General features: G+C 50.0%; 14 protein-coding genes. 4 read left to right on the forward strand and 10 right to left on the reverse strand.

From position 1 onward, the window contains the following. Positions 1-437: 437 nt before the first annotated feature. From GC097_RS10280 to arfA, 10 genes are all read right to left on the reverse strand, one after another. Positions 438-1,604: a Ger(x)C family spore germination protein gene (locus GC097_RS10280; RefSeq protein WP_171683223.1), complete on the reverse strand. Its 1,167-nt coding sequence runs from the start codon at positions 1,602-1,604 to the stop codon at positions 438-440. Continuing rightward, positions 1,601-3,046 (reverse strand): spore germination protein, encoded by a 1,446-nt coding sequence (locus tag GC097_RS10285; RefSeq protein ID WP_171683224.1) that lies wholly within the window; start codon positions 3,044-3,046, stop codon positions 1,601-1,603. The genes GC097_RS10280 and GC097_RS10285 overlap by 4 nt, the downstream gene beginning before the upstream one ends. Further along, entirely contained in the window at positions 3,043-4,137 is a 1,095-nt protein-coding gene (locus tag GC097_RS10290) for a GerAB/ArcD/ProY family transporter (protein WP_171683225.1), read from the reverse strand. The genes GC097_RS10285 and GC097_RS10290 overlap by 4 nt, the downstream gene beginning before the upstream one ends. A 320-nt stretch (positions 4,138-4,457) precedes the next feature. Then, positions 4,458-6,752: an RNA polymerase recycling motor HelD gene (gene helD / locus GC097_RS10295; RefSeq protein WP_171683226.1), complete on the reverse strand. Its 2,295-nt coding sequence runs from the start codon at positions 6,750-6,752 to the stop codon at positions 4,458-4,460. Positions 6,753-6,768: 16 nt separating this feature from the next. Next, the gene (locus GC097_RS10300; RefSeq protein ID WP_171683227.1) at positions 6,769-7,740 is read right to left on the reverse strand and encodes an ABC transporter ATP-binding protein; all 972 of its coding nucleotides are present in this window, start codon (positions 7,738-7,740) and stop codon (positions 6,769-6,771) included. A gap of 32 nt (positions 7,741-7,772) precedes the next feature. Then, positions 7,773-8,564: an ABC transporter permease gene (locus GC097_RS10305; RefSeq protein ID WP_171683228.1), complete on the reverse strand. Its 792-nt coding sequence runs from the start codon at positions 8,562-8,564 to the stop codon at positions 7,773-7,775. Then, on the reverse strand, positions 8,561-9,337 hold the full coding sequence (locus tag GC097_RS10310; RefSeq protein ID WP_171683229.1) for an ABC transporter permease: 777 nt from the start codon (positions 9,335-9,337) through the stop codon (positions 8,561-8,563). Before GC097_RS10310 ends, GC097_RS10305 begins: the two co-directional genes overlap by 4 nt. A 337-nt stretch (positions 9,338-9,674) precedes the next feature. Then, positions 9,675-11,645, reverse strand: coding sequence for an LTA synthase family protein (locus GC097_RS10315; RefSeq protein ID WP_171683230.1), 1,971 nt, complete (start codon positions 11,643-11,645; stop codon positions 9,675-9,677). Positions 11,646-11,792: 147 nt separating this feature from the next. Then, entirely contained in the window at positions 11,793-12,134 is a 342-nt protein-coding gene (locus GC097_RS10320) for a c-type cytochrome (RefSeq protein ID WP_171683231.1), read from the reverse strand. Between the two features lie 230 nt (positions 12,135-12,364). After that, positions 12,365-13,870, reverse strand: coding sequence for an arabinosylfuranosidase ArfA (arfA, locus tag GC097_RS10325; RefSeq protein ID WP_171683232.1), 1,506 nt, complete (start codon positions 13,868-13,870; stop codon positions 12,365-12,367). A 189-nt stretch (positions 13,871-14,059) separates the two neighbouring features. Here arfA and GC097_RS10330 point away from each other — a divergent pair, with 189 nt between their 5' ends. The 4 genes from GC097_RS10330 to GC097_RS10345 all read left to right on the forward strand — a co-directional run bounded on the left by GC097_RS10330 (position 14,060) and on the right by GC097_RS10345 (position 17,426). Continuing rightward, positions 14,060-14,965 carry an ArsR/SmtB family transcription factor gene (locus GC097_RS10330; protein ID WP_171683233.1) on the forward strand — a complete coding sequence of 302 codons (906 nt, stop codon included), beginning with the start codon at positions 14,060-14,062 and terminating at the stop codon, positions 14,963-14,965. Between the two features lie 164 nt (positions 14,966-15,129). Next, on the forward strand, positions 15,130-15,372 hold the full coding sequence (locus GC097_RS10335; protein ID WP_171683234.1) for an ABC transporter permease: 243 nt from the start codon (positions 15,130-15,132) through the stop codon (positions 15,370-15,372). Positions 15,373-15,500: 128 nt separating this feature from the next. Further along, positions 15,501-16,700: an MFS transporter gene (locus GC097_RS10340; RefSeq protein ID WP_171683235.1), complete on the forward strand. Its 1,200-nt coding sequence runs from the start codon at positions 15,501-15,503 to the stop codon at positions 16,698-16,700. A 45-nt stretch (positions 16,701-16,745) separates the two neighbouring features. Continuing rightward, entirely contained in the window at positions 16,746-17,426 is a 681-nt protein-coding gene (locus GC097_RS10345) for a TIGR00266 family protein (RefSeq protein WP_171683236.1), read from the forward strand. Positions 17,427-18,709: the final 1,283 nt, after the last annotated feature.

Raw genomic sequence — 18,709 nt, forward strand, 5'->3', positions numbered from 1 at the left:
CTTTTGGCCTCCGCGTCTTCTCACGCTTTATCTAATTTGGATGCGTTCCTCGCTTCCATGTTTACATCTTATCCCTCCGATCTTAATTGCCGCTAAAACAGCTATTAACCCCGCCTAAAACAATTCTTAAATATTTATAAACTGGCTGGACCGCCACTTCACACAAGGGAACTGGAGTCCCCTATTTATGCAATATCAGCATGTTTCAACTGCCAAGTGGAACTATAGGGTGTTATTTACCCATCCAGCTGTGTTTCGAGCCAGAAAAAGAGAAATAGAGGAACAGAGTTCCTCTACACCTACCAAATGGCCCGAATCTGCGAAAATAGCGGACCATAGTTCCCCCTAAACGGCTTGATCATGGCCAAAGCCGCACAAAAAAGAGGCAAGCATCGCACACCCGCTCACCCCACTTCCCCCCTCACGAATCCCAACTGTCAGTATTGCTTTTCCTTATCATTCATTTTCAGCATCCCCGAATGCGTGAGTCGAACATCAACTTGGATATCGCCGAGCTGGTATCCCTCAAGCGGCTGCTTTCCGTTGTCGGTAAGCTTGGACCACGACCCGAAGTCTTGTTTGTATAGTACATGTTCCAACTGATAGATATCGACATCGCGATTTTGGCCCTGCTTGAATGTGTAGTCGATTTCCTCGGCTATCTGCTTTTCAATTTGTTTCCGCAAGAGCTCCTCGTCTACTTTCTCGACGATTTCGACAATAATGGCCTTGCATCTCACGTGAACATCGAAGATCAGGCTACCGCCTTTGCGCAGCGTAATGCGTGGTTTCGGTCGTTGAATCGAAACCGATTGGACGGACTTGCCGTCGATGGAGACGACTATCGGCGTTCGGGCCGTGCTTTTCTCTAACCATCGGTCTCCCTTAAACTGACTCTCTGAAAACCAATCTACTTTATTATGTTCACCGAGCGAATACACGCCGCTGATTTCTAATTTGGGATCAGGTTTTTCATTTTTCACCCAAACATCGTCCCGAATGCTCAAGGTCGGCAACATCACCGTGTAACCGGGTTCACGAAGCAACGCGGCGGCCCTGTACAATCGGAACGGGCGAATGTAAGAGCGTTGTCGGTAGTTATCCACAGGGTGCATCAATATGGAAGACATAGGGGAAACATTGAAGAACGGAATGATTGAGAAAATTTCTTCAATGGACTCGTCCGTACTATAGATCCACTGCGTAAATCGCGTTTCGCTAAATCGCACGGACCCATCCAGAAATTTACCGATCCCTTGCTTCAGCGCTTCGCTAGAGAAGAGATAAGCATTGACATGCCCCCAAAAAACACGCTGCTGCGTCGTTTTGTACAATCGATTAAAAGCCTCATTAACGGTTTCTCCCTCTTCATGGCCTACCCAAATCTGAGGCGGCTGCCCTTGTTTGCCACCTTCCTGCTTGGCAACAGAACCGAAATCCAACATTTGTCCGTAGATGATGAATTTTCCTTTTTGGTAATCAAAACCTACGGCCGTTAAGTAATTCGTATCTTGGATTGTTTTGATATCCCAACAGCCCGTCTGGCTGACGATAAGCAGCAAGCCCATCATGATTCGTCCTAAACGCTTCATCAACCTAATCATGGGCGATCCTCATTCTGACGGGTGTTATCCTTCGGACTTAACATCTTTGGCCTAAATTTCATGCTGCGGAATGGCTTGGTAAGGATGGCCGGAATCATTTCCTTGAAGCGCGGCGGCGACAATGGCGACAAGTACGGGATACCGAACGACTCTAGCGTCGACACGTACAATGTAAGACCGATGAGAGACATCATGAAGCCGTAAATGCCAAAAGCCGTCGATGCCAATAAGATGATCACCCTGAGCAGCGTAACCGTTCCCGCCAGGGTTTGATTGACGAGGGTATACATGGCGATGGTCGAAATTGACGTTATGACAAGGGTCGTAGGACTCGTAATGCCTGAACGAATCGCTGCGTCTCCGACAATCAGCCCGCCCACAACCGTAACGGTTTGTCCAACGACTTTTGGCAGCCTCGCTCCTGCTTCACGAAACAGTTCGAACAACAGAAGCATGATAATAAAGTCCAACGGTCCCGATAGCGGTAATCCCAGTCTGGATGATGAGATCGTGGCGACAAGTGAAAAAGGAATTTGATCGAGATTAAACGCGGACAGCGAAATCCAAAACCCGGGCAGCAAGGTGGCAACAACCAGTCCACCCAGACGCAGAACGCGTTCGAACGCCACATAATAAAAGGGGGTGTGCACGTCTTCAGGTGATTTTAAGATCAACATCAGATTCGCCGGAGCTAACAGAACCATCGGAGATCCGTCGACAATAATGGCAAATCGCCCGCGAAGCAAGCAGTCCGTTACGTAATCAGGCCTTCCCGCATAATCCAGCAAAGGGAAGAAATTGTATTTCTGCTCCGTTAGCAATTCCTCTAATTGCGCGCTGGAAATTAAAGCATCGATATCGATGGCTTGCAAGCGGCGCCTTGCGTCCTGAAGCACATCCGAGTCGATGATATCATCTATATACAAGAGCGCTACGGAAGTATGGCTGCGCTTGCCGATTTGCATTTTTTCACAACAAAGGCTTCGGGTCAGCAGCCTCTTGCGAATCAGCGCAACATTGGTCACGATGCCCTCTGTGAACCCGTCGCGCGGGCCTTTGATGGAAGTTTCCGTATTGGATTCTTCCGGTGAGCGGTTAGGGGGATTAGACAGATCGAGCGCAAAAAAGCGCTGCTGATCTTCAAAGAACAAGATAAGGAATCCTGCGTATACACTCACTGACACATTTGCGATGGCATCAGGTCCTGTTATTTCTTGCATTTGAAGCAGCGTAGGGAGATCGAGCGCTGACATGTCCTTATCCTTCCTTAGAGTGATCAAGTCCTGAAGTTTAGGAAGCACACGCTGTTCGATGTGATCCTTGTTGATCATACCTTCGCAAAACATCAACAGCACCTTTTGATTAGCTCCGGGTAAAGGGTACGTCTTGATGATGACATCCTCCGACGACGCAAACATGTCCCGCAATTCATACGCATTCACTTCGTCACCTTCTCCTTTCGCCTCACCGGCAAGATGGTCAACACAAGCAGAATAAAGAGCAAACCGGCACCGGCGACAAACATCATAGGGTAATACCAGGCTTGGACAAAATACAGCATCTGGTTGTCTGTGATCGGCAGAAGGCACATAGCAACGAAGCATATGGAGATCCCAATTAAGATCATCGTCCGGGCACGATTCTTTTTAAGCATCAGTACATCCACACTAAGAAACATCAACATGGACATTCGAATACACGCACCGGATATCCATTGGAAAATAGATAAAAAATCCAGATGGGAAATATATTTCCACAACGTCACCATACGCCACTGTTCAAATGCCGGATACCTGAGGTCGTCAGCTTCAAAAGGTCCGAATATCGCAATAGCCCCAACTAAGGGTCCTAGGGTTAGACCGATTAAGCAGGCTCCTACGATTAACAAGGCAGACAATCGGATGCGAGTATCCACATGATGTTGAAGAAAGACGATACTTAGCAGCTCGAACGAAGAACCGGCGGCTAAATACATCGATTTTAGCGCCGGTCCGTAACCATGTGTAAATAGGGGGGTAAGCAAACTGTAATCTTTATATTGAAAATTAACGCCCATCACAAAATATCCAAGGATCACCACCACCGGCAGCAAAATACCCGAGGTTATCGCGATCGCGCGTATCCCTTTGCGAGCGGCAAAGAAGCAAAAAATCATAAATGTCAAAGAAATCATGATAGGTGGCGTCCTGGGCAAATAGGAAACGTGCGTCCAAGTCACCATATCCTGCAAAGTAATTGCCGCATGGGTCAGGGCGATCAGAATAACAACCGTTTTTACGAGTAGGACGATGAAGTTCCCATATCTTTGCCGGATCCATTCCAGCATGTTCATCTGCTTAGAGCGTTTAATAATGAAATACAAGAGAAATATCCACATTAATGTAGGAACGATTGAAGCCGCCACACCCACCCAGGAATCCCGTTTACCGTAATGCAGCAGCACAGGAATCAACAGGACATGGTTTGTTATCGCAATCGAAATAATGATGACGTAGAACAATTGGAGTGCTGTAATTTTCTTGGCTGTAAGCATAAGGGATTCTCCCGCATTGGTAGTAGGTGGAAACTTTTTATAGGTTAAGATTTCCCATCAGGGTGGATTTATGCAGAGCGCGGCGAATACAAAAAACCGCCCCTCGATTCATCGAGAGACGGTTTCATAAGCCTTGCTTCTAGTAAAACGTTGCAAGAATGATGACCAACAAAATATAAAGGACTAGAACAACCGCTGCGTTAGAGTACCCAGCTCCTGACATGACGACTTCCTCCTCTCCGCCCGCTGAAACATAATCTTGTAGTTGCTTGATGTATTCTATGCCGGGCAGGGCGGATATGTATAGACGTATGTCTAACTTACGGGAGAAAAGGGGTCAATTCACCTAGATAGCAGACATCCAGGTAGTGCAGCGCGCGGGTGCAAGCCGTGTAAAACAGCTTGCGCTCCTTCGCCTCCGCGTAGACAGCCGCCCCGGCGTCGTAGAGGATCACGGCGTCGAACTCGAGCCCTTTGGCAAGGTACGCCGGCATGATCATCACGCCTGCCTCATAGTGCAGCGTCTCCTTCGTGATCCGCGCAAGGCCGGGCAGCAGCGGCTTCAAGCCTTCGTGCGCGGCTTCCGTCTCGCGCGCGGTCTTGCACAGAATCGCGACGGAGCTTGCGCCGCCGCGCTGGCGGGTCAGCGCCGCATCCGCGACCAAGTGGCGCAGCTCGTTCTCGCTGGCCGCGCGCAGAAGGCGCGGCGCCTCGCCGCTGCGGCTGAACGGCTCGATCGGCTCGCCGAACGGCAGCACGCGGCTGGCGAAATCCACGATTTCGCGCGTGGATCGGTAGCTTTTGACGAGACGGATCGTCTCCGTTTCGTCCTCTTTCATCAGCTCGCTGATTGAGCTGTACTCGTTCTTAGACCCTTCGCCGTCCGCGTCGCTGGCGGCGTTCGCATGTGTAAAAATCCCCTGATTCCAATCCCCGAGCAGGGTAAACCGGGCACGTGGGAATAGCTTCTTAAGATACGCATAGTGGAACGGCGAATAATCCTGCGCCTCATCCACCAGGCAGTAGCGAATCGTTCCTACTCGAAGTTGTCCCTCGACAAGTCCCTTCAAATAAACCAGCGGCGTGGCATCCTCGTAATGCAGAATCCCTTGGTCAAGGGCAGCAGCCGTGAAGGAGCTTATGCTCTCCCAAGCCCCGGGGAGCTGCTGACCGGCCTGCGCAATCAGTTCTTGATGCAGCTCCCGGTTCGTATAGAGATCGCGGTACATCCCGAGCACATCGACATAAGCAAGATTGCGCGCCTTCTCCTTGAGCGGAGCAATGGCTTTATGCGCCTTGATTTTGCTCATCTTCTTCATCTCTGGCTCCGTGCCCACATATTTGGGCTCCCGCACCATTTTGCGGTAAAACCGTTTCTGCGCATCCGCTTGAATCTCATCCAGCTTCTCCAGCATCCACTCCGACAATTGCTCCATGCGCTCTCCGAGCGCAAGAATCGACGTTTTGCCGTAAAAACGTTCGTTCAATTCATCGGCCGTAATCAGCACCTTCGTTCCTACGGACAGATTGTGAAAGCGAATGCCGCCCTGTTTCAGCTTTTCGCCGTAGGCCTCAATGACATTGAGAAAGGCTGCAGATGTTTTGTACGAAATGCTTTGCAGACGTGATTTGTACGCGGAGTCTTGCTCTGTTCCGGTAAGAATGAATTCCAACTGATCGTACGGATCTTCGAGCTCAAGTCCCGTATTGCTTAATTTATGGGTCAAATAATCTTGAAAAGTCGTCTGCTGCATCGTCGCTTCGCCCAGCTCCGGAAGCACGTGCGAAACGTAATCGCTGAACAGCGAGTTCGGCGAGAACAGAATCATATTATCGGCGCTTAGTGTCGTCCGGTATTTGTAAAGCAAATACGCGATGCGCTGCAGCGCGACCGAGGTTTTGCCGCTGCCGGCTGCGCCCTGTACGACGAGCACTTTGTGCCGGTCATCGCGGATGATCTGGTTCTGCTCGCGCTGAATCGTCGTCACGATGCTGTGCATTTTCTCGTCGGCGCTGCGGCTGAGCATCTTCTGCAGCATCTCATCGCCGATGGAGATCCCGGTGTCGAACACGTCCTGCAGTTCGCCGGCTTTAATGATGTACTGCCGCTTAAGCAGCAGCTCGCCGCTGACATCCATCTCCGGTGTGCGGTAGGTCGCAGGCCCCGGCGGGTAGTCATAGAACAAGCTGGCAATCGGCGCACGCCAGTCATAGATGAGAATTTCATCCGTCTTCGGATCGATGAAGGAGGTGAGGCCGATGTAAATCTTCTCCCGCTCCGGCTCACCGCTCTCCTGAAAATCAATGCGCGCAAAATACGGCGCATCGACGACACGCTGCAGCTTATACAGCGCATCCTGAGCTACCTGAAAGCTGCGCTTCTGACCCTGCAGGACATGCTCCTGCTGGGCCATACTCGCCGCTGTTTCGATGATATCGTCCGCATTGTCCGCATTGACCGAGATATCGTCCCAAAAGCTGCGGCCAATCGCGGTTACTTCGGAGCGGCGCTGATCGACTGTCTCTCCCAGATCGACCATTCGCTCCTGGATTTGGGTGCGTACAGAGGAAACGCGCTGCGCTTCCCGCTCCCGTTCTTCCTTTTCAATTGGCATTTATTCTCCCTCCTGCCTATTGGTATACCCCGTGAATGACCTCTTCAAACTCAGGTTCTTCCATATGGACATCGTCCATATCGCCCCAGAGGCTGACGATACGCAGTACGTCCATGGCCTTCAGCTCTTGGCGGTTGCAGGCGATTGTGAGGACGTTCGCCTCCTGTCCCACCACGCGAAATGGCAGATCCCAACTCGCCGGCACGTTGATGTTACCGCGATACGTGATCTTCATCATCGTCGGCAAACCGATTCGGTCCCTTAACGTATCAATTGAGCCGTCGTATCCGATCTGACCGTGATTGATCACGACCACTCTTTTACATAACTGCTCAATATCGTCCATATCATGCGTCGTCAGCAAAATCGTTTTGCCGAAATCTTGATTTAACGTTTGCAGAAAGCTGCGAATGTTCTTCTTCGCTACTACGTCCAACCCGATCGTAGGTTCATCCAGGAACAAAATATCCGGATCATGCAGCATGGAAGCCGCCAAATCGGCCCGCATCCGCTGACCCAACGAGAGCTTCCGAACAGGCATATCCAGCAGTTCTTTAAGCTCCAGGAGCTCATTCAACTCCCCTAATCTGCGGCGTGAGACGCTCTCCTCCACACGATACATAGCTATTAAGATCTCATAGGAATCCTTAACCGGCAAATCCCACCACAGTTGGCTGCGCTGTCCGAACACGACGCCAAGCTTGCCGACGACACGCCTTCGGTGCTTTTGCGGGCTTAAGCCGTGGATTAACACCTCACCCGAGGTCGGATGAAGGATGCCGGTCAGCATCTTGATCGTCGTTGATTTTCCCGCACCATTAGGTCCAATATACCCGACGAACTCGCCGGATTCAATCTCAAAGCTGATATCTCGTACCGCTTCCTTCTCTTTGTAGGCCCGTGAAAACAAGGTGCGGAGGCCGGAGAACCGGCCTTCTTGGACTAGCGGGGTGTGAAATGTTTTTCGCAAATTCGTTACGGTAATCATGTCGATCCTTTCCCTCCTTGTATGTTAGGTAATTAACTTCCAGTGCTTTGATAACGGGATAAGCCTGTCTTCCAAAACCGCATAGCCAGCCAGAGCGCAGCGCAAGAAACGGCGATAGTCCCAAGCAGCATCCACGCGCCTCCCTGGTGTCTGAGCACATATAAGGCGGGGATGTAATTCACGAACCCGACAGGCACGAGCACCAGAAGTGCGCCTTGCAGCCATTTGGGATACAGGGAAAGCGGGTAGCGGGCCGCTGTATGGGTGGCGTCTTCGGTCATATTTTGCAAATACTCGATCCGTGTCAGCCAGAAGCCGGAAGCTGCCGTAGCCAGCCCGATCGCGAATAAAATAACCGCTCCGCTGCCGATCATTAATACGGTTAGCGGAACGGCAGACCAGCCGATTTGCCCGGTGGACATCAAGGCTTTCATCGCAATGGCGAGCAGAATGAGCCCTTGCCCGATTTCGGCGAAGAGCACGCGTGAGTTTTGTGTCATCAGTGCCAGCAGCACAGGGACAGGACGTATCAGAAGCGCATCCAAATCGCCGGATACGAGATATTTCTCCAGGTGATGCACATCGGAGGCCAGTGTTCGGTAAATCGCTTTGGAGATCATGATCACGCCGTATAAATAGCATACTTCATAAAGCGTCCAGCCTTTGATATTGCCGAAGCGCATCATGACCAGCGCCACCATCAGAAATTCCGAGATATGCACACAGGATGCCATAGCCGTCGAAAACAGGAAATTGAACTTGTACTGCATCCGGCTGCGCATGCTCGCCTTGATCAGCAGCATAAAGAGCTTAACTGACATCATCCGCCCTGCACCTCCAGCTTTTTGCGTACCCAATGCGTAACGGCCAGACAGACACAAGTAAACCCGATGCCCCATGCGAGAGCTCCGAGCACGACCGTGCCTTCTTCAAGCTGCAAATATATACGAGTCGGATAGTAGAGTAAATACGGATAAGGAGTATAAAAGCTAACGGTGCGAAGCCAACCCGGCAGCCATTCGAGAGGGATGAAAAAGCCTGAAAGCAGCATGCTAAGCGAGTAACTCACCCAGTAAAACCAACGTGATTCCGTGGTCCATAAAGCCGCAACGCCAATCAGATAATTCATGCAAATGGAGATGTAAGCTGCAAAAACAAGCGCAATCGCTGTCCAGCCGTAAACCGAAGCCTTCTGTGGAAGCTGTAAGGAGAAAATGAAGTAGTAGAGGACATAAATCGGGATAAATTTATAAAGAAACTGATACCACACTTGCCCCCATTCCCGGCACATCGCCTGATAGAACAAGTGAACGGGCCGCATGAGATCGACCGCGATTTGACCGGTGCGCACCGACTGCTCGAGTCCCAGTCCGTTCGTCATAAACTGCGTTATCCACAAGCTGGCTTGGTTAAATGCGATGTACCCGACGATCCCTTTGGCTCCGTATTCGCCGAGCGACGAATCGGTCCCGAGCCCCGTCCATATACTTGCATAAATAAACCCAAACACTGCGCTCACTGCATTATGCAGCAGATGCGAACCGCGGTACTGCAAATTCCTTGCGTATGCCTTGCGGGCTAAAACCGCGAAAAGCATAAAACACCTCCTATGTTTTTTCATACGAAAAAAACGAATTCCTACTGCAGCCGCAGCGTAGAGACGGAGTTCCATATTACCAAAATTCCCCTGGGGATGGCAATGATTATTTTTGTGAAGGGAGTTGCGAAGTATAAAAGCGAAGTGATATCATAAAAATAGATAAGAGACGGTCCGCTAACCGTCTCCTGTGTACAATCTTGGGTGGACTTCCTCCTAAGTATATAGTTCAGAGAGTAACCCACAAGGCGGTCAACCTAGGAGTGGGTTACTTTCGTTTATCGATGTATGTCAATCCAAAAAAAGAACCTCCACCGATGGTGTAGGTTCTTTTGCATTACTGCACGCTCGCAGGCGTAGCCTCAGGCGGACTGCTTCCTCCCGTTGCCCGGAGCTTCGTATCAGGATTATCAAACTCGGCGTTGTAGCTTGGTTGCGACGCTTTCGTTAAATAGTCATGATCAATGTAAGAAGCTAGATACTGCTTCCCGAAAAGCAGATCGTACTGTACGTTCCTGTAGTCGTCAAGAAGCGGTTGCACGGATTCAGGCGCTTTTGCATGAAGCGTTTGGTCCTGATCCACAACGAGATTGCTGAGCAATCCCGGTACTTTGGCAGCCAGCTCCGCATTCAGCGCAAAGTTCGCCGGTTTCTCCATATGCAGCATATCCAGCACATGCGCACCTAAGAAGGAATCGCTGAGCAGCGGAATATCCTGCTTCGGCATATCGAAGTTCGACCACGTGACCAGTGGGATGCTGTGCATTTTCTTCACTTCTTCCAGCGACCAGTCGTTGGCATTGCTCGTTGAGATGAAACCTGCTTCTTTATACACTTGATAGTCTAAACCAAGCATTGGCAGATGGTCTCCATAGAAGACAATCATCGTTGGTTCATCGGAATTCTGGAAATGATCGATGAGCATTTGCAAACTTTGATCGGCATCATGCGCGCCTTGTGCGTAGGTTTCCAAAATCGTTTTGGCTTGCGGCGTCAAATTGCCTTCGGCCTTGAATTGATTTTCTCCATACCGCGGATCGTCATAAGGCCCGTGATTTTGCATCGTGACGGTGTAAATAAACATCGGATCTTCGGTTTTATCTACTTCATCGATAATATTTCTGGACACCTCGGCATCCGAGATGAAGTAACCCTTCGTTTCCGGATTCACGAAATGCTCACTGCTTTTAAAAGACTCAAAGCCAAGTTGTTTGTATACGGTGTTGCGGTCCCAGAACCAGCCTTCATAGGAGTGAATCCCCATGCTTTTATAACCCTGATCGGCAAAATAACTGGCTAAGCTCGGAACAGGCTTGCTTACATACTGCTGATAAGGGATGGAACCTCCAGGCAGGAAACTCATCGAATTGCCCGTGAGCACCTCGAACTCCACATTGCTGGTGCCCCCTCCGAATTGAGGTGACAGCAAGTAACCGGAAGACGATTCCTTCTGCAGACGGTGGATGGTCGGCACCGGATCTTCGCTGAATGTGACATTCGTCAGCAAGGTAGGGTCCCAGAAAGCTTCGCTCATAATGAAAATGACGTTCGGCTTTTTCCCCTGCAGCATGTCGACAGACGCTTTTTTCACAGCCGGCTCTTTTTGCGTGGAAGCCTCAAGCGATGCCGCAACCGCAGCGATAGACTCATTGCTGTAGGTGTCCGGCTTTTTAACGATGGAGTTTTTGACGTTGAGCGTAAAAGCCAGCGTCGTTCCATTATTCGCATAGTTTTCCTGCTGGTTCCATATGATTTCGCTCACACCTGCATGATCCAGAATTTTGCCGGCCAGCGGTGTTTTGATTCCAAAAGCATATAAGGCATAGAGCGAGAACAGCCCTAATCCAATTCTAGCTATAATAGGAATCGTCGTGCGAGGAATGACCCATCTGAGGGCAAGCACGAAAATAATGGAGGCGGCAATGGCGCCAATTCGTACCATGGCTGCTTTTCCGGTCACTAGCGAAGCAATATCCATACTTTCTTTATTGAGTAAAATATCCCATGGGAAGAACGGCTCCCCAATCATTGTCACCTTCATATAAGAAATTAATGCCATGAGACCAAGCAATAGGGTCGAAATGGCACCGGATATCGCCAAGGATCCCACCACAGCATAAATGAAAGCAAGTAAACAGAAAGTAAGTCCTACATTTAATAGATAAAGCGACTGATTGGACGATATCCAATCCATTGTTGCATGCCATGAGCCGCGCTCGAGCAGCTCCATGCCGGTCACCGAAAGTGCCGGTAAAAGTATTAAAAACAGTACTAGCGAAATCGTCGCTCCCAGACGTTGTGTTCTCATCTTTTTCCGCTTCTTATGAAGATGGTTCCGGGGCTTCAAATTCAAGTGCATCTTGCATCACTCTCCTCTTGCCCCATTTTAAACCCCAATTGTGAAGAAAATATGTAGATAACCTTAAAGGAACCTTAGGATACCCAGTTATTCCCTTTATTTAAGGTCTGCAAGCCAAGCTGCCAATGCTTTCAGCTCCTCTTCTTTGAGCGCGACTTGAAACGGAGGCATCCCGCCACCACCTTTTTGTATGCGCTTTACGATCTCGGCTTCCGTTAAACGCTCACCGACTTTTTGAATGTTCGGACCTTCTCCGCCCTGTAATTGATTACCATGACATGAGATGCAAAAATTTTTATAAACCTTTTGAGGATCGGCATTCACGGCCGTGGTTTGCGGTTCGTTTTGCTTATGACTTCCATTTTCGTTTCCGTTTCCGCAGGCGGTCAGCCCCAATGTCAGAACGATCATAATCATGATTAGCAGCTTTATTTTCATAGAGGAAACTCCTTAAAGAAAGATTTCCCTCCATCATACCAGAGCATGAGCTGCAAAATAAAGAAGTGGCCAAGCTTAAAGCCTCCCCGCGGGCTTTCTTGGTCATAGTATGCGACACGCAGAGGCGATTTATTTTAAGGTAAGAATGTAAAAAATGGCTAAAATACATAAAGACATGGCAGAATCTTTCGCCCCTTGCCATGTCTTTGATTGCGCGGCGGTTGCCCGGCCTAGGCCAATTTCAAGCGAATAACGTTCCAGGACGCTTTGCCAAGCGTCGCATGGATTTGTCCATTCGTATCCATCGCTGCATTGCCGCCGTTATGCGGTCTTACCCGATCCTGGTCATCTATCGAATTCGAGGCTTTGAGATCGTCATTCTCCAACACGATATGTTGGATAACTTGGCAAGCTCCAAAGCTGCGCAGATCCAACTCAAGCGGAAGAGCCTCCGCCAAATGGCGGTTAACTGCGAAGACGGTCACTTCCGACTCCGCTTCATTATGAACCGCAACGGCTTCCAAATAAGGCACATCCGTGTAATCTTTGGCATCGTATTTCGGCGATTTGATTAACGGAACAAGTACGGTTCCCCGCCCAAACAAGCTTGCGTGCATGTACGGATAGTAGATCGTTTGTTTCCATGCAGCCCCGCCGTTTGCCGTCATAATCGGCGCAATAACGTTGACGAGCTGCGCCAAACAAGCCATTTTCACACGATCCGCACGCTTCAGCATCGAGATCAGCATGCAGCCCACGAGAAGCGCGTCCTCATGATTATAAATATCCTCGAGCTGCGGCGGAGCAATGGACCAAGGCTCAATTTGACGATCAGCTTCATTAGAGTGATACCAGACGTTCCATTCGTCGAAGGATAGGTTGATCTTCTTCTTTCCGCGCTTTTTCGCCTGAATATAATCTGCTGTGGAGATGACAGTATGAATAAAGCTATCCATGCCCATCGATTGCGCCAGGAAATTAGCGGAATCTTTATCGCGATTGCCATAGTACTGATGCAGAGAAATATAATCGACGTGATCGTATGTATGTTCGAGCACCGTCGCCTCCCAATCAGGGAAGGTCGGCATATTCAAGCTGGAGCTACCGCAAGCGACAAGCTCGATCGTGGGATCGACCCATTTCAAGACTTTGGCCGTTTCGCAGGCTGTGCGCCCGTATTCAACTGCTGTTTTGGCGCCTGTTTGCCATGGACCGTCCATTTCGTTGCCCAAGCACCAAGTTTTGATGTTATGAGGTGCCTTATACCCGTGGGAAATCCGCAAATCGCTCCAGTACGTACCGCCTTGGATATTGGAGTATTCTATGATATCTCTGGCTTCATCCGCTCCGCGAGTTCCCAGATTAACGGCCATCATCGCCTCGGTGTTCGCTTTGCGGCACCAATCCATAAATTCGTTCAGTCCCACCAAGTTGGGCTCGATCGTGCGCCAAGCCAGATCTAGCCTTTTCTTACGCTGGTTCAGCGGACCAATGCCGTCCTCCCAATTGTAACCGGATACAAAGTTCCCGCCCGGATAACGGACAATAGGGACATCCAGCCCTTTGACCAGTTCCAAAACGTCCGCCCGAAACCCCTGTTCATCGGCTTGCGGATGTCCCGGTTCATAAATGCCCCCATAAACAGCGCGTCCCAAGTGTTCAATAAAAGAACCGTAAATACGAGAATCTACTTCTCCGATTTTAAAATCTTTGTCGATAATCATGCTTGCTTTCATAGACAATGCTTTCACCTCATCGTATAATTAATAAAAATATAAATTGATTAATAAAAACATGATGCAATTGACTCTATTAAACAATACTTGGCGGTTGATTTCAAGCCTTTCTTTCCGCTTGTTTTGGATTTATATTTGTATTAATCAGTCGAGGTTTGAAATCAGTTTCGAATAGAGGAGTTTGGTTCAATGATACATGCGACAACTGACCGCAAATGGCTTCCGCTCTATGAAGCGTTGGCCAGCGATGTGCGGCTTCAGATTTTGGATTTGCTTGCCGAGCAAGAATTGAATGTGAAGGATTTAGCCCAGATGCTAGGTTTGAGCAGCGCCATAGTGACGATGCATGTGAAGAAGCTGGAGGCCGGCGGCCTGATTCACACGGCGTTGGTTCGCAAGCAAGGCGGCACGCATAAAATATGCACGCTAGCGGTATCGCGCGTGGAAATTCAGCTGCCGCAGCTAAGCGAGCCCCAGCGCGTGTTCGATGAGGTGTCCATTCCCATCGGGCATTACACGCGCTTTGAAGTGCAGCCTACGTGCGGTCTCGCCACGGCCGATCATACCATCGGCCAGTACGATGATCCGCGCTATTTTTTCGAGCCTGAGCGCATGCATGCGAAGATTCTCTGGTTCGGAAGCGGCTTCGTGGAATACCGCGTCCCGAATTATTTGCTCCCCAGCCAGACGCTGGAGGAGATCGAGATTTCGCTGGAGCTCGGCTCGGAAGCGCCGGGCATTGCCGAGAATTGGCCGTCGGACATCCATTTCTATGTCAACGACACCCTGCTCGGCTATTGGACGAGTCCCGGGGATTCGGGCCAAGGCCGCGGGCACTTCACCCCCAGTTGGTGGCCGGACTCCATCAACCAATACGGTTGGCTGAAGGTGATCCGGGTCACCGAGCAGGGCACTTTTCTTGACGGGCAGCGGCTGTCCGACGTCACGATCAAGGACATCCGCATGTCGCGCAACGAGTGGACATTGCGGCTGGAAGTGCCGGAGCATGCGGCGCATGTCGGCGGAATGACTATATATGGTGAAGGCTTCGGCAACTATAACCGGGATATTATTTTTCGCACCTACCGGCGGTAGGGGGGAAAAAGGGCTGAGACGGCCTTTTTTGACCTCTCGAAGGCCTGCTCCTTCCGCTCGCCCTCACCTTGTTCCCATGAACAAGTTATGTAAACTTTTAAGGCATACATGGAGGCTGCTGGCAATACAGTAAGGTAAACGACTGAGAGGGAGTTGATCTTTCGATGCCAGAAGAACAACATGCGCCTGTGCTAAGTGTCAAGGATTGGATGATTACGATCCTGCTGCTGGCCATACCCATTGTGAATATCATTTTGTTATTCGTATGGGCTTTCAGCAAAGGGGAAAACCCTTCAAAATCAAACTATGCCAAGGCCAGTTTAATTTGGGCGGCTATCGGTCTTGTCATCTATCTTGTTTTCGTAGTCATAATTTTCGGTACGGTGATGTCCAGTTTGAATACATAAGCTTCCAGCCTAGCAGCTAGCCTAAGCCAGCCATTCCGTTTGGGGATGGCTTTTTTATTTGGTTTGCCCTATAAATCGTATCGAAGTGAAGTATGCTATACTGGAAAAAAAGATAAGGAGCCTCTCTGATGCCTACACCACTACATTGGAAAAAGTCATTATGGATATTGTGGGGGGCTAACTTTTCCATCATGTGCGGCATGAACCTTATTCTTCCGTTTCTGCCGCTATACGTTGGTCAACTCGGGGTACACGAGGTAGGCGATGTCGTCCGCTGGACAGGCTGGATCGTCGCCGCCCAGTTTATTACCTCGTTTCTTACACAGCCTCTTTGGGGTGCCATAGCGGATCGCCGCGGACGCAAAATTATGCTGCTTCGCGCCGGCTTCGGCATGGCTGTTGTGACCGCCTTGATGGGGATTGTCACGGAACCGTGGCAATTGCTTGCGCTGCGGCTATTGAATGGCTTCTTCTCGGGCTTCATCTCCATGGCCGTCTCGCTGCAAGCATCGCTGACCCCGCCGGAACATTCCGGTAAGTCGCTCGGCACGCTGCAAACGGGATCAATCGCCGGATCGCTCATCGGCCCTTTGATTGGAGGATTGCTGGCCGGAACTATCGGCTACAGCCATGTGTTCTTTTTTACAGGCGGGTTGATGCTCTGCGCAAGTCTCATCGTGATGATTTTCATCCATGAGGAGCGCAAAGTTACCACTCCGAAAAAAGCACGCCAACGTAAGGAATGGCGCCTGTTTCGGCCTCTGCTGCCGGTTTTCGCCGCTTCGTTGATTACGCAAATCGGGATGATGAGCATCGAGCCGATTGTGACGGTTTATGCCAAAACCCTCTACTCAGGCAATCATTTGGAGCTGCTCGCCGGGTTAGTCGTTGCGATTACAGGTATCGCCAACTTGTTCGGGGCTCCAACTTTAGGCAGGCTGGGGGACCGTATCGGTCAGCGCAGAACGCTAGTGCTCGCTTTGTCGATGGCTGCTATTGCCTTCATTCCACAGGCTTTTGCTGGTGGTATCACGATGCTGCTGGTCGGAAGGTTCCTGCTGGGGTTGTTCATCGGTGGCATGATTCCTTCTCTGAACGTCCTTGTCTTGAAGCTGGCCCCCACTCAAATTCAGGGAACCGCCTACGGGTTTAACACCTCTTCGCTGTTTCTCGGCAATCTGATCGGCCCTTTGCTTGGCAGTCATTTGGCGGCAGCATACGGTTTCAAGTCGGTGTTTTACGTCACGATGGGCATTCTGCTGATCTGCGCTGGATTCGTCTACGCCAATCGCAGTTTAGAGACTGCACGCCCGTCAAACGCGGCTTAACATTTTACTAATTAAATTCTAGTTATGATGGAGGATGATTTTTTTATGAAGCATGAGATTTTATATAAAGGCGCGTTTCCAATGCTGCGCGTGGAGCTTGAAGCCGGTGAAAACATTAAGGCGGAATCCGGAGCCATGGTCTCTATGTCGCCTAACGTTGAGCTCAAAGGGACGGTAGATGGCGGCATTATGCGCGGTCTTGGCCGTATGTTGAGCGGCGAGAAATTTTTCTTCCAGGAGTTGACCCCTACCCGTGGGAGCGGTGAGGTTTTATTGGCACCTTCGGTGATCGGCGACATTGAAGCTGTCGAACTCGACGGATCGTACAAGCTGTACGTGCAAAAAGACGGCTTTCTCGCTGGAACCTCCGGTATCCAGGTGAATACTAAAATGCAAAACCTAATGAGCGGCTTCATGTCAGGCGAAGGGTTTTTTATCGTTGAAATTAGCGGTAAAGGTACCGTTTTCCTCTCCTCCTACGGAGCTATTCATGCTATTAATCTTGCACCTGGACAAGAGGTTATTATCGATAACGGGCATCTGGTCGCATGGCCGGATTATACGCAGTATAAGATTGAGAAAGCAGCCAAAGGCTGGCTCTCAAGTATTACAAGTGGTGAAGGCGTTGTATGCCGGTTCCGCGGCGAAGGCGTGGTGCTCATTCAAACGAGAAACCCGCAAAGTTTCGGCGGGTGGCTGAAGCAGTTCATTCCGGGCTCCAAGTAATAGCTGGAGCGGGATTGGTTGGCGTGTGGGTAGTGGCTGGCGCAGGATTAGTTGGCGAGAGGGCAGTAACTGGTACAGGATGGTTGGCAGAAGGGTAAACGCGGTTGGCGGTATCCGGAACTGGAGCTGTTCGAGCAAATAAGAGACGCGAAAGACTCCTATTTCGGGCAATCTGAGATATTGGGAAGCAATAAGAGTCTCTGGAGACTCTTATTGCTGAAAATTGGTGAGATTGGCGCGTTTTTGTGCATATAAGAGACTTAAGAGACTGCTATTTGGGAACAAAATGGCTTTGGGGCGGGGATAAGAGTCTTTGGAGACTCTTATCTGGGGCTGATATTGCAGCGGAATAATGAGATGTTGCGCCACATTGGCCACATCAAGGTCTAGCCTTCGTTGTACTTTATACAACTTAATAAGCGTTTTTTACTCAGCAATCTCACCTTCATTGCACAAAGTACAACCATTTGAATCGAAATGACGAAGAAATACTCATTTCAACCTAAATCGTTGTACAAACTGCAACATAGAGGAGCACTTTGCCCGATTGACAGCCATATTGTTGCACAAAGTACAACATAGACCCCGAGCAGAGTCGCGGTTCTGCCATTCCTTATTGAGGGAACAAGTTTATTGGTTACATTGGAAATATCGAAGGCGATACTTCAACACCGTACAATTGCTCGAGGTGCTCCTACTGATGTCCCCCATTCCTACTCTTATACCCGCTCCTATTCCTCCCTGCAACTCATGCTCCTAATCTAGCTATCCTCTTGCTCTTGACTCATACACTCGCCCCTACTCCTCTACGCCCATCATGCTCCTACTCTACTCCTACTGTTACTGTTGCTCTTGCTCTTGCTCGTACTGCTGTCCCCCATTCCTACTCTTGTACCCGCGTCTATTCCTCCCTGCTACTCATGCTCCTAATCTAGCTATCTTCTTGCTCTTGACTCATACACTCGCCCCCTACTCCTCTATGCCCATCATGCTCTACTCCAGCTTTTGCTCTTGCTCCTACTGATGTCCCCCATTCCTAGTCTTGTACCTGCGCCTATTCATCCCCTGCTACTCATGCTCCTAATCTAGTTACCTCTTGCTCTTGACTCACACACTCGCCCCCTACTCCTCTATGCCCATCATGCTCTACTCCTGCTATTGCTCTTGCTCCTACTGAAGTCCCCATTCCTACTCTTGTATCCGCGCCTCACGCCCTACTCCTAATCCTACTCCCACTACCCAATCCCAAATCGCCTTCCACTCACCGACTTCGCCGCATTTAG

Origin of the sequence: Paenibacillus planticolens, from assembly GCF_013141725.1 — a bacterium.
GTDB classification, from domain to species: Bacteria; Bacillota; Bacilli; order Paenibacillales; family NBRC-103111; genus Paenibacillus_E; species Paenibacillus_E planticolens.